Genomic DNA, 12373 nt, shown 5'->3' with positions numbered 1-12373 from the left:
TCTGACCCCATTAATAAGTGATGCCGCAGAAAACAAAATGGCGACGGCAATCACGACGGTGACACCACTGCGGCAGCTCTGGCCTGACATCATTCCGGCAATGGGCGTTGTTACCCCCTGGCAGGAGGCCATCGTCAGTGCCAATAGCGGCAACATGGCGGTGGTGGAGATCAACGCCGCTGTCGGTGATCTGGTCACTCGAGGCACCATGCTGGCTCGGCTGGATGACAGGATCGCCAGAGCAGATGTGCAGCGAGCCCAAGCCGAGCTCATCAAGGCCGAGGCGAGCCTGCAGCAAAACCTGGCCAATGCCCAGCGCATGCGCAGGCTCTATCAGGCAAAGAGTGTCAGCGATCAGGATCTGCTCAAAGTGGAAACCGAGCTCAAGCTGGCTCAGGCGCAGGAGCTATCTGCCAAGGCATCACTGACCAGTCAGCAGGTGCGTCTGGACGATACCCGCATCATTGCGCCGGATGATGGTCTTATTACTGCTCGCAATGCCACGTTGGGGCAGGTACCAGCCACAGGCACAGAACTGTTTCGGCTCATACGGCAAAATCGCCTTGAGTGGCGCGCCGAACTGACCGCCGCCAAGATGGAGCAAGTCAAGCCAGGCCAGCATGTCTCCTTGCTCCTGCCATCCGGCACCAGAACGGAAGGGCAAGTCAGGCAGCTGGCTGGCGCACTCGACAACAACAGCCGGATGGGTACTGCCTATGTCGATATCCTGCCGGGCAGCGGTGCCAAGTCGGCCATGTATATCGGTGGCCAAATTGAAGTCGAGAAACGGCAGGCACTGACCATCCCGGCACAGGCGCTGTTGATCCGGGATGGCCGCAGCGTCGTTTTCCGCATCGACGATGGCAAGGCCTATATGCAGGAGGTCACCGTGGGCCTGCGCCGCAACAATGCCGTCGAAATCACCCGGGGCATCCGGGAAAACGACCTGATTGCCCTCAAAGGGGCCGGGTTCCTCAACAATGGTGAAGCCATTCGCGTCATGACCGCCAAAGGCAAGGAGTAACCATGAATCTGGCAACCTGGTCGATCCGCAACCCCATTCCCTCCATCCTGCTGTTTATCATGCTGACCCTGGCCGGCGTGGCCGGCTTCCAGAAGCTGGGGATCCAGGATTTGCCGGATCTCGATTTACCGACCGTCAAACTGGAACTCCGTCAGCCGGGCGCCAGCCCCTCCCAGCTGGAAACCGATGTCGCCAAAAAGGTGGAAGATTCGTTGGCGACCGTACGTGGTCTGCGCCACATGACCACCAAAATTAACGATGGAGTGGTCACCATCACGGTGACCTTTGATCTGGAGCGCAATCTGAATGAAGCCTTGTCCGACACCAAGGATGCGGTGGATCGGATCCGCAACGATCTGCCCGATGACCTGCAGGAGCCTATCGTCAGCAAGGTAATCGCGGGACCAGGAGGCGCCATGCTCACCTATGCCATTGCCAGCGACAAGATGAGTGAAGAGGCCCTGTCGTGGCTGGTTGACAACGAACTGGCCAAGGCGGTGCAAGCCGTTCCCGGCATCACAGATTTCACCCGGATCGGTGGCGTGCGCCGGGAAGTGCGCATCGAAGTCGATCCCATTCGTCTCTCCGGGCTGGGGGCCACTGCGGCTGATGTATCGCGCGCGCTACGCAGTGTCCAGCAGGAGTCATCCGGCGGACGGGGTCAGATGGGTGGGGCTGAGCAGAGTGTGCGAACCCTGGCGACGGTACAGCAAGCCGACCAGCTGCGCGCCCTGCCTGTGGTGCTGAGTGATGGACGCAAAATCCGTCTGGACGAGATCGCGACCGTCCAGGATACAACTGCCGACAGAACCCAGTCGGCCATGCTGGATGGCAAACCTGCGGTGGGATTTCAACTCTGGCGCACCAAGGGGTTTGACGAGGTGCGCATTGCCGCAGGGGTAGAGCAAGCGCTGCAGAAGATCCAGCACAAATATCCCGATATCAAGTTGCTACGGGTCAACAGCACGGTCGAGCATACCGAGGAGCAGTACGAAGGTTCAATGCACATGCTCTATGAGGGCGCCATTATCTCCGTGCTGGTAATCTGGCTGTTCCTGCGCGACTGGCGAGCCACCCTGATCGGGGCGGTCGCACTCCCTCTCTCCATCATACCGGCCTTCGCCTATATGCACTGGGCAGGCTATACGCTCAACACCATTACGTTGCTGGCGCTGGCGGTCGTGGTCGGGATCCTGGTCGATGATGCCATCGTTGAGGTCGAGAACATCGCCCGCCATATGAACAAGGGGAAAAGTGCCCGGGAGGCCACTGAAGACGCGGTCAACGAGATTGCGCTGGCAGTAGCGGCGACTACCACCACGCTGATCGTGGTGTTCCTGCCCACCGCCATGATGAGTGGTGTCCCCGGTCTGGTATTCAAGCAATTTGGCTGGACCATAGTGATTGCCGTCGGCCTCTCTTTCATGGTCGCCCGCATCATCACCCCCATGATGGCGGTCTGGCTGATCAAACCCGGTCTGCACCAGCAAGAGCACGATGGCCTCACCATGCAATTCTATCTGCGACTGGCTCGCTGGTGCCTCGATCATCGTCTGAAGACCTTGCTCATCGGGGTCGGTCTGTTTGTACTCTCCGCCGCCCTGTTGCCGCTGCTGCCTACCGGCTTTATTCCACCGGCTGATCGGGGTAGCACCACCATCAGCATTGAGCTGCCTCCGGGAGCCAGCATCAATCAAACCATGGAGATGGCCGAGGAGGCCAGAAATGCGCTGATTGGCACTGAAGGCGTGAAGTCCATGTTCTCCTATGCCGGCAATGCCTCGGCCAATGATCCCGGTGAAGTACGCTTTGCCAGCCTGGTCGTCGTGCTTGCCGAGCGTGGGGAACGTCCGAAACAGAGGGAGATCGAGCTGGCCATGCGGCAGCGGTTGGCTGATGTTCCCGGTGCCCGCTTCTCATTTAGCAGCGGTGGCTCGGGTGAAAAACTCGAGCTGGTGCTCTCCAGCTCAGATACACACGCGCTGATGAATAGCGCCAAACAGCTGGAACAACAGCTACGTGGCTTGCCATTTCTCCACAACGTGACCTCGACAGCCAGTCTGGAGCGGCAAGATGTAGTCATCCGACCCGATGCCGATCAAGCTGCCGAGAGCGGTGTGACAACCCAGGCCATTGGCGACACCTTGCGGGTCGCGCTGGCAGGAGATCGCGAGTCCTCGCTCTCCAAACTGAATCTGGAACAGCGACAACTGGATATCCGGGTGCTGTTGCGCGGGGAGATGCGCCAGAACCTTGAGGCTATCGCGGCGCTGCGCGTGCCGGGTCGCACCGGACTGGTTCCTCTTGGCAACGTAGCCAAGATTGGGCTGGAGAGCGGCCCATCACAAATAGACAGATTTGATCGCGAACGTCAGGTCACGCTGACGGCAGATCTGGGGGGTTATGCCTTGGGCAATGCCCTGAAAGCGGCCAAAGCGCTGCCTGCTCTGCAGGATCGCCCGGAACAGGTACGGCTGCTGGAGTCTGGCGATGCAGAGACCCAGGCCGAGCTGTTTGCCGGCATGAGCGGCGCCATGATTGCGGGTGTGCTTTGCGTTTACGGGGTACTGGTGCTGCTGTTCAAGGATTGGTTCCAGCCTCTGACCATCCTCTCAGCCGTCCCGATGGCCGCGGGAGGCGCCTTTGCCGCCTTGCTGCTGACCCACGGCGAATTGAATCTGCCATCGCTCATCGGGCTGGTCATGCTGATGGGGATCGTCACCAAGAACTCGATACTGGTAGTGGATTTTGCCATCGTAGCCAGGCAGCAGGGGATGAGCCTGCTCGATGCCTGTCATAAACGGGCACAGCCGATCACCATGACGTCGGTCGCCATGACGGCGGGTTTGCTGCCACTTGCGCTGGGCTTTGGCGCGGATGCCAGCTTCCGCCAACCGATGGCCATTGCCGTAATAGGGGGGTTAGTGTCAGCCACCGCCATGAGCCTGCTGATGGTGCCGGTTGTCTACAGCTATGTGGCCGACCTGGAGAGCTGGCTGAAAGGAAAAATGGCCAGCAGAAGCGGCCAAGCAGGGGGACACCAATGATCGATTTTGCTATCAGCTAAAAAACAAGGGAGGCATCACGCCTCCCTCTTTCTTTAACCTGAGCCTGCGCGGCAAGAGAAAAATCTACTCGTTGCGACCGATAAAGAGATCGGTCACATGGCAGCTGCTGCGCGCCTCCAATGCATCGAGCATGTAGGCGGCGGCATCTTCCGGGGTCATGAAACGGGTCGGGTCGACGTGATCCGAGTTGTCCCAGAAGGCGCTGCGGATCCCGCTCGGGTAGAGGTTAACCAGTCGCAGCGGCGAGCCTTTCAGCTCGGCGCGCAACGACTCCAGAAAGCCGCGCATCCCCCATTTGGAGGCGCAGTAGAGACTCTCGTTGGCCTTGCCCACCTGAGCGGCAGAGGAGAGCACGTTGGCCAGCACCCCGCCTTTCTCGCCGATAAGGCGCACCGTCTGCTGGGCCACCAGTATGGTGGAGACAAGATTGCTCTCCACCACACTGCGGATCTGCTCGGCGGTGTAGATGCCGACCGGGCCGAACTCGCCAACTCCGGCGCAGTGGATCACCATCTCGGGCAGGCCGCCCCACTCGACGGCGGCGGCAAACGCCATCTCCACCTCTTCGTGGTGCGCGAGATCGGCGGCAATGCCGATCACCGCCTGACCGAGCTGCTCTTCCTGCTCCTGCAGCTTCTCGTAACGGCGCCCCATCATGGCAACCCGATGGCCCCGCTCAACCAGCCCTGCGGTCAAGGCGCGGCCCAGACCGGAACCGGCCCCCGTCACTATGATGTAGCCCATTACTTCTCCTTGTCGTCAGACACTCAGATTAGAAGGTGAATTCGCCGCCCATGAACCAGCCGTCGATACGCTGGTCGACGTTGTCGAAGTCCACATTGGCTTCACGCCAGCCTGCACGCAGTTTGACCGGCATGTTGGAGAACTTGTAGGAAGCGCCCAGACGGTAGTCATAGTTGTCCGCGTCGTGAGTGCGCAGATCACCGAAGAAGGCGAAACCTGTGTTCGGGATGTAGAGTTCGCTACCGGCGTAGGCCATCACGGTGTCCTTGTCGTAGCCCTTGCGACCGTAGGAGGTCAGCTCGCCATCGTAGTAACGACCGGTCAGACCCAGATCGATCTTGAACAGATCGTTGTTGAACAGACGGTAGTAGAGGTTCAGATCGTAGGCAGTCAGCTCGTTCTTGAAGGCGCCGCCGGAGGTGCTGAAGTCGGAGATCTCAAACTTGGCGTTCGGCAGGAAAATGATGCCGTGTTCCAGCTGCAGGTAGCCGTTCCAGTTGTAGTGATCGTCATAGTTGGTGCTGGCACCATAAACCTGACCACTGCCCTGGGCATTCCATACGTCGGCACCGGCGGCGAAACGCCAGTCATTGGCGGCCATGGCACCCTGGCTGCACAGGGCAAACAGAACACCGGCAATCAGCGTCTTTTTCATCACTTCACTTCCTCTTGCATACATGGAAAGAGCGCTATTTTACCCGGTGCAGCCAAAATACCCAGTCTCAAATCTGAACAAGCGACGACAAATGTCAGTGTTTCATATGCTTCATGTTCATCCCCGCCATCGGCTCGATCGGTTTGACCGGCAGGGAGAGCTCCAGCTTCTCGCCATCATCCATGGTGAGGGTGAGCGGCATCGGAGTTTTTTCGGAGAGAGCGCCAATCTCGAACAGCATGATGTGGAAGCTGCCGGGCTTGAGCGCCACTTCACCCTTGGCCGGAATCTCGATGCTCTCGACCTGACGCATCTTCATCACGCCATTCTCGTGCAGGTGGGTGTGCAGCTCGGCGCGACCCGCCGCAGGAGAGGCTGCCGCCACCAGCTTGACCGGCTTGTCGGCATCGTTCTTGAGCACCATGAAGGCGGCGGTGTTGGGAGAGCCCGGCGGCAGCAAACGCACATAACCGTCAACCGCATCCACCTTGGCCAGCGCGGGAGCCGTCATGCCGAGCACCAGCAGAGAATAAAACGCACGTTTAAACATGGTTGAAATCCTTTTATGATGTTGTTAAACGGCTCCAAGGTTACTCCGGCAGTAACCTTTGTGCACCCTTCAATAACAAGGATTTAGACATGGCCCCCATTCTCGTCGCCGAGCAGCAGGATGGCTTGCTCACCCTGACGCTCAACCGCCCCGACAAGCGCAATGCCCTCAATACCGCCCTCTATCAGCAGCTGGTGAGCGCCCTGCAACAGGCGGCAAACGATGAGGAGGTGCATGTTCTGCTGCTGCAGGGTCAGAGCGACTGCTTTACCGCGGGCAATGATCTGGCCGATTTCGTCGGCAAGAGCTCGCTGGAGCCAGACGACCCCATCCTGCAGTTCCTCCACACCCTGGCTGACTTTCCCAAGCCGGTGATTGCGGCGGTCGGCGGCCCGGCGGTGGGGATCGGCACCACCATCCTGCTCCACTGCGATCTGGTCTATCTGGCGGATAACGCCCGCCTGCAACTTCCCTTCGTCGAGCTGGGGCTAGTGCCGGAGTTCGCCTCCAGCCTGCTGCTATCGCGCATGGTGGGTCACCTCAAGGCAGCGGAGCTGTTGCTGCTGGCCGAGGCGATCGATGCCAACGAGGCGCTGCGGCTCGGGCTCGCCAACAAGGTGGTAGCGGCCGATGCCCTGCTCCCCTTTGCCCGCGAGCAGGGGCTCAAGCTGGCAGCCAAGGCGCCCAGGGCGGTGCAAAAGAGCAAGGCGCTTATGAAACAGGAGCTCAAACAGGCGGTCCACTTCGTCATCGATCTGGAGGCGCGCGCCTTCGCCCAGGCGCTGCAAGGGGAAGAGGCGCAGCAGCGCATCGCTCAAAAGCTCAAGCGCCGCAGCTAAGATCAACGCCCGTCAGTTGAGGCGAAAACGGCCGATCAGTTCACAGCCCTGTACCTTGTCCTGCAACTGGATCAGTTTGGCTATTTCGGGGTTGGGGTGGCGCTTCAAGAAGGCGAGCAGGGCGCCGCGGCAGCAGCCCAGCTCGCTGATCAGCGCCTCGCACTCCCGGTTGGGGCACTGCGGCACCAGCGCCGTCACCAGCTCGGAGGCAAGCTTGAGATAACGCAGCTCGTAGGCGGGCTCATCCATCGCCCGCCAGAAGTCGGCCAGTCGGTGGCAGGTGGCGACCCGCATGCTGGCCAGCTCGGCAAGCTCAACCTCACTCATCTCGTAGACATCCCCCAGCGCCTGCTGATAGAAGCAGACGGCGGCCCCCAGCGAACCGGACTGCCACGACCGCTCCGCCTCCAGCATGTAACGCTGCCAACTCTCTGGTGTCATTTCGTTATCCCCCACCGGCTCAATCGGGAGGTTAATGATGGCTAATTGAGAATAAATATCAACCAGATGGTTAGTGCAGGATCTCCGCTGCAGGTTGGCAAATCGCTGCAATCCCCCTTATGATCCCGCCACTTGCCGATATCAGGGCTTACCCCGAATGCGACCCCGTCTGCCCCAAATGCTGGGCTGTTCCCTGCTCTGCGTGCCCCGCATGCTGGTCTGGATCTATTAGCTGCGCTCCATCGAACGCAACCAATCAAATCCATTCAACAAAGGAGTACCAGAATGAAAACCTGCCAGCACTGGTCACAGGTCGAATACCTGCATCTGACGGCCAGCAACCCCAACATCCGCCTCAAGGGGCAACACAGCTACTACTCGGGTGCCTGGGATGGCCCCTTCGAACAGGAGGTGGTGCGCTACCTCCATGGCGACAGCTTCAGCCGTCATCCCGATACCGGCTGGGAGCCGCTCTGGCATATCGACCAGCTCCATATCGGTGACTACGTGCAGATCGCCGCCGGGGTGAAGATCATCATGGGCGGCAACCACACCCACAACACCGCTTTCATCAGCACCTATCCGTTTGCTGATCTGGAGGCGCTAAAGCGCAGTTACCGCCCTGCCGGCGATACCCGCATCGGCAACGATGTCTGGATCGGTATGGAGGCGATGATCATGCCCGGCGTCACCATCGGCGATGGCGCCATCATCGCCGCCCGGGCGCTGGTCACCAAAGATGTGCCCCCCTACGCGATGGTAGCGGGCACGCCAGCAGCCATAGTGCGGATGCGCTTCACCGAGAGCGAGATAGCCCGGCTGCAGGCACTCGCCTGGTGGGATTGGCCGAACGAACAGGTCAATGCTCTGTTGCCACTGATCCAGCAGGGCGAGGTGGCGCTACTGGAACAGGCGGTCGCCACCTGGCAGAGTCAGGCTTCAACGCCAGATGCGACACCATAACGCGCAGACAGGCATAACAAAGAGGGCGACCCACGGGTCGCCCTCTCTCGTTGTCTGGCTGTCAGCTCGCCGTTTTCGACTGGTTTAGGCTGCACTGCCGGCCGGGATAACCGGGCAGATCTTTGGCATCGCTGCCGCAGGCAAGCCGTTTGGCCTGCTGCAGCCGGGCCGCCAGATTGGCGCTGTCTATCGGCATCCACTGCATCTGCTTGCCGAGCCAGCTGGCCCAGGCGAACTCGACAAAGTAGACCTGATCCTGCTTGCTGAAGTAACCCGCATCCTGCAGCAACCCCGCCAGAGTGCGATAGGGGTAGTCGGGCAGCTTGTCGATGCTGGTCGGCAGCTGCTCCGGCGTGAGGGGTAACCCCTTCTCATCCTTGAGCCAGGCCCAGTGGTTGTTCTGCATCTGGCTCCAGAAGTTGTCTTTATCCTGCAAGCGACCGATCACCTTGACCCGCACCTGCTTGACCCCTTGCTGCCAGAGCGCCTTGGTCAGGTGATGTCGGTCCACCAGCCAGTAGCCACCATCCGGCGCAATCACCACAGGGATCTCTTTCTTTTTCATCAGCTTGTCGAGCTGCTTCGGATTCATGTCCGCCAGCATCGCCTGGGTTTCATCCACCTGCAGCTGCCCCACCCCACCCTGGGTCGGGTGCAGGGTCTCGATCCCCGCCTCGCACCAGCTACCCACCGCCGTGTCGCGCTGACACGGCGTCAACGCCCAGGCACTCTGGCTGAGCGCCCCGACCATCAGGAAACAGCCCGGCAATAACCATGCTTTCATCGTTTGCTACTCCTAGTCACATTCAATCCCGGACACGCGACAACACGGCGCCGCCCCGGCGACAGATGAGAGCCGAATGCTGGCGGTCAGACCAGTAAACGGGATATCATGATTTCCCGTCTGTCGGCGACATTTTCTCGCCGAGTTTTCTCCCCGCTTCACACAATTTGAAGGATCCGACCCATGAAAGGATGGAGCCCCTTGCTGGCCCTCTTGGGCTGTGCCGCAGTCCAGGCTGCCGATATTCCCGCCGGAACCGAACTGGCCGCCACACAGGTGGTGGTTCGCCACCTGAAAGATGAACCTGCCAGTCTCAGTCCGCTCAAGCTGGTCGGCTTGCCCGAATTGCAGGTGTTGCGGGATCTGTTCGAGGGGCTGCTGACCCAGGGGCCGGATGGCAAACCCGTCCCCGCCGTTGCCTTGCGCTGGGAGAACAAGGACAACCAGTTCTTCACCTTCCACCTGCGCCCGGATGCCCGCTGGTCCAACGGCGATCCGGTCAAGGCTGGCGACTTCGTCTATAGCTGGCGCAAGCTGGTCGACCCGAAAGAGGCGGCCACTTTCGCCTGGTTTGCCCAACTTGCCCGCTTCGACAAGGTGGACGAGATCATGGCTGGCAAATTGCCTGCCAGCGAGCTGGGTGTCAAGGCGATCGATGACCACACCCTGCAGATCAACCTCTCCCAACCAGTTCCCTATTTCCTGAGCCTGCTCACCCACCCCAGCCTGTCGCCACTGCATCAGGCCAGCATCGAGAAGTTTGGCAACAAGTGGACCCAGCCCGGCAAGCTGGTCGGCAACGGCGCCTTCGTGCTGAGCAGTCGGATGGTCAACGAGAAGCTGGAGCTGGTGCCCAATCCCCACTACTGGGACAAGGCCCACACAGTGCTGACCAGGGTCATCTTCATGCCGATCAATCAGGAGACCACCGCCACCAACCGTTATCTGGCGGGGGATCTGCAGATCACCGAATCCTTCCCCAAAGAGCAGTACGACAAGCTGATGAAAGAGATCCCGGGTGAGGTCTACACCCCGATGCAGCTTGGTACCTACTACTACGCCTTCAATACCCGTCAGCCACCGCTCGACGATGTACGGGTACGCAAAGCGCTCTCCTACACCATCGATCGCGCCCTGATTGCCGACAAGGTGCTCGGCACCGGCGAGAAACCGGCCTACCACTTCACCCCGGATGTCACCGCCAGCTTCGAGCCCAAGGCCAACCTGCTCTCGAGCAGCAGCCAACAGGAGCTGGACAGCAAGGCACAGGCGCTGCTCAAGGAGGCTGGCTACGGCCCGGACAAACCGCTCAAGCTCTCGCTGCTCTACAACACCGCCGAAGTACACAAGAAACTGGCGCTCGCCATCGCCAACATGTGGAAACAGAAGCTGGGCGCTCAGGTAGAGCTGACCAATCAGGAGTGGAAAACCTATCTCGACAGCCGCCAGAGCGGCCAGTTCGAGGTGATCCGCTCCTCCTGGGTGGCCGACTACAACGACCCGTCCGCCTTCCTCGGTCTGTGGGGCTCTCACCATAGCGGCAACATGACCGGCTTTGCCGATACAAGCTATGACCAACTGCTGGACAAGGCGGCGCAAACCCGCGACAGCGGCGCCCGCAGCCGGCTGTTCGATCAGGCGGAGAGCATCCTCGAACAGCAGGCTCCCATCGCCCCCATCTATCAGTACACCAATGCCAGGCTCATCAAGCCCTGGCTCAAGGGCTACCCCATCAACAACCCGGAAGATGTGGCCTACAGCCGCCAGCTCTATATCGTTAAACACTGAGCTGACATAGAGCACTGAAGCACAAGAGGGCCGCCTGCGGGCGGCCCTCTTATTGATACTGTTCACACCCGATATCGCCGCATAGAATGCCCGCTTTCCGATTCCATCAACCGTTGTCGATCGCCATTTATCATGCGTTACCTGTTACTGCTCTCCCTGCTCTGGACATTGCCAGCCCTGGCCGAGAGTGAATCTCACTGCCAGCAAGCATTTGTCGACTGGATGCTGCATCAGCAACAGCAGTTCAGCGATCGCAAGGCGGACAAGATGGCGCGGCGACGGGCCGAGCGGGCTATCGATCTCGCCCGGCAGGAGTACGACAAAGCAGGCAGCTTCTGCCAGACCATGCTGCAAATAGAGGCGCATCGCGACAGCGATCCCCGCTTCACCCCGCGCGAGGGGGAGATCCACAACTTCCACCCCGCCAGCTGAGCCTCCGCTCACGGCCGATGGCAATAAAAAAGCGCGTCACAAGACGCGCTTTTTTCGCTTTGCCTGACAGGAGAGTTATTCGCCCTGCTCGCTGGCGGCAAACTCCGGCACCTTGGCCATGGCATCCAGCACCACCTGAATATCCGCCCCCGGCTTGCAGGCGTTTTCGCTCAGGTGACGACGCCAGGCGCGCGCGCCCTGCATGTTCTGGAACAGTCCCAACATATGGCGAGTCATGTGGGAGAGGTAGTTGCCCTTGGCCAGCTCCTGCTCGATATAGGGCAGCATCATCCGCACCACCTCATGGCGGCTCGGCACGGCATTGTTCTGGCCGAACACCAGATTATCCACCTGCGCCAGAATGTAGGGGTTCTGATAGGCTTCGCGCCCCATCATGACACCGTCGACGTGTTGCAGGTGCTCAAGGGTCTGCTCCATGGAGGTGACACCGCCGTTGAGGGCGATGGTGAGATCCGGGTAATCCTGCTTGACCCGATAGACCCGAGGGTAATCGAGCGGCGGGATCTCGCGGTTCTCCTTGGGGCTCAAGCCGCTCAGCCAGGCCTTGCGGGCATGGACGATGAAGGTGTCGCAACCGGCATCGCGCACCTGTTCGATAAAGGCCTGCAGAAATTCGTAGGAGTCCTGATCGTCGATGCCGATACGGGTCTTTACCGTCACCGGAATATCGACCACATCGCGCATCGCCTTGACGCAGTCAGCCACCAGCGCCGGTTCACCCATCAGGCAGGCGCCAAAGCGGCCATTCTGCACCCGATCGGAGGGGCAGCCGACGTTGATGTTCACCTCATCATAGCCACGCTCCTCAGCCAGCTTGGCACAGCGCGCCAGATCGGCCGGATTGCTGCCACCCAGCTGCAGGGAGATGGGGTGCTCCTGCTCGCTGTAACCCAGATAATCACCCTTGCCGTGGATGATGGCGCCAGTGGTCACCATTTCGGTATAGAGCAAGGTCTGGCGGCTCATCAGTCGATGAAAATAACGGCAATGCCGATCGGTCCAGTCCAGCATGGGGGCGATGGAAAAACGCTGCGCCTGCATAAAAATCATCCGGGTTGGCTAAA

General features: G+C 60.1%; 12 protein-coding genes. 6 read left to right on the top strand and 6 right to left on the bottom strand.

Going from position 1 to position 12373, the window contains the following annotated elements; translation table 11 throughout:
• Positions 1-37: 37 nt before the first annotated feature.
• Positions 38-1024, top strand: coding sequence for an efflux RND transporter periplasmic adaptor subunit (locus tag AACR93_RS13655; RefSeq protein WP_197077924.1), 987 nt, complete (start codon positions 38-40; stop codon positions 1022-1024).
• Positions 1025-1026: 2 nt separating this feature from the next.
• Entirely contained in the window at positions 1027-4071 is a 3045-nt protein-coding gene (locus tag AACR93_RS13650; RefSeq protein ID WP_043849703.1) for an efflux RND transporter permease subunit, read from the top strand.
• Between the two features lie 84 nt (positions 4072-4155).
• Here the strand turns inward: AACR93_RS13650 and AACR93_RS13645 are convergent, their stop codons facing one another.
• The 3 genes from AACR93_RS13645 to AACR93_RS13635 form a co-directional block, all read right to left on the bottom strand.
• The gene (locus tag AACR93_RS13645; protein WP_043849702.1) at positions 4156-4836 is read right to left on the bottom strand and encodes an SDR family oxidoreductase; all 681 of its coding nucleotides are present in this window, start codon (positions 4834-4836) and stop codon (positions 4156-4158) included.
• Positions 4837-4864: 28 nt separating this feature from the next.
• Positions 4865-5491 (bottom strand): TIGR04219 family outer membrane beta-barrel protein, encoded by a 627-nt coding sequence (locus AACR93_RS13640; RefSeq protein ID WP_043849701.1) that lies wholly within the window; start codon positions 5489-5491, stop codon positions 4865-4867.
• A gap of 94 nt (positions 5492-5585) precedes the next feature.
• A complete protein-coding gene (locus AACR93_RS13635; protein ID WP_042032588.1) occupies positions 5586-6041 on the bottom strand; it encodes a copper chaperone PCu(A)C in 456 nt (151 codons plus the stop codon).
• A gap of 89 nt (positions 6042-6130) precedes the next feature.
• On the opposite strand from AACR93_RS13635, the gene AACR93_RS13630 reads away from it, so the two are divergent.
• The gene (locus AACR93_RS13630; protein WP_043849700.1) at positions 6131-6880 is read left to right on the top strand and encodes an enoyl-CoA hydratase-related protein; all 750 of its coding nucleotides are present in this window, start codon (positions 6131-6133) and stop codon (positions 6878-6880) included.
• A 12-nt stretch (positions 6881-6892) separates the two neighbouring features.
• Here the strand turns inward: AACR93_RS13630 and AACR93_RS13625 are convergent, their stop codons facing one another.
• The gene (locus AACR93_RS13625) at positions 6893-7321 is read right to left on the bottom strand and encodes a DUF2753 family protein (RefSeq protein ID WP_033115108.1); all 429 of its coding nucleotides are present in this window, start codon (positions 7319-7321) and stop codon (positions 6893-6895) included.
• A gap of 285 nt (positions 7322-7606) precedes the next feature.
• Between AACR93_RS13625 and AACR93_RS13620 the strand changes: the two genes are divergently transcribed.
• Positions 7607-8284, top strand: a complete 678-nt coding sequence (locus AACR93_RS13620) for a CatB-related O-acetyltransferase (RefSeq protein ID WP_043849699.1) — start codon at positions 7607-7609, stop codon at positions 8282-8284.
• 61 nt (positions 8285-8345) lie between these two features.
• Here AACR93_RS13620 and AACR93_RS13615 read toward each other — a convergent pair whose 3' ends face one another.
• Positions 8346-9068, bottom strand: coding sequence for a ParB-like protein (locus AACR93_RS13615; protein ID WP_043849698.1), 723 nt, complete (start codon positions 9066-9068; stop codon positions 8346-8348).
• A 183-nt stretch (positions 9069-9251) separates the two neighbouring features.
• Between AACR93_RS13615 and AACR93_RS13610 the strand changes: the two genes are divergently transcribed.
• Positions 9252-10856 carry a peptide ABC transporter substrate-binding protein gene (locus AACR93_RS13610; protein ID WP_043849697.1) on the top strand — a complete coding sequence of 535 codons (1605 nt, stop codon included), beginning with the start codon at positions 9252-9254 and terminating at the stop codon, positions 10854-10856.
• A 132-nt stretch (positions 10857-10988) separates the two neighbouring features.
• Positions 10989-11288 carry a hypothetical protein gene (locus AACR93_RS13605; RefSeq protein ID WP_043849696.1) on the top strand — a complete coding sequence of 100 codons (300 nt, stop codon included), beginning with the start codon at positions 10989-10991 and terminating at the stop codon, positions 11286-11288.
• Between the two features lie 75 nt (positions 11289-11363).
• Here the strand turns inward: AACR93_RS13605 and dusA are convergent, their stop codons facing one another.
• A complete protein-coding gene (dusA, locus tag AACR93_RS13600; protein WP_043849695.1) occupies positions 11364-12350 on the bottom strand; it encodes a tRNA dihydrouridine(20/20a) synthase DusA in 987 nt (328 codons plus the stop codon).
• Positions 12351-12373 lie beyond the last annotated feature (23 nt).

This window comes from Aeromonas sp. L_1B5_3, from assembly GCF_963866575.1.
Classification (GTDB): Bacteria; Pseudomonadota; Gammaproteobacteria; order Enterobacterales; family Aeromonadaceae; genus Aeromonas; species Aeromonas jandaei.
The sequence above is the reverse complement of the archived record's forward strand: the minus strand, read 5'-3'. Positions and strand labels throughout refer to the sequence as shown.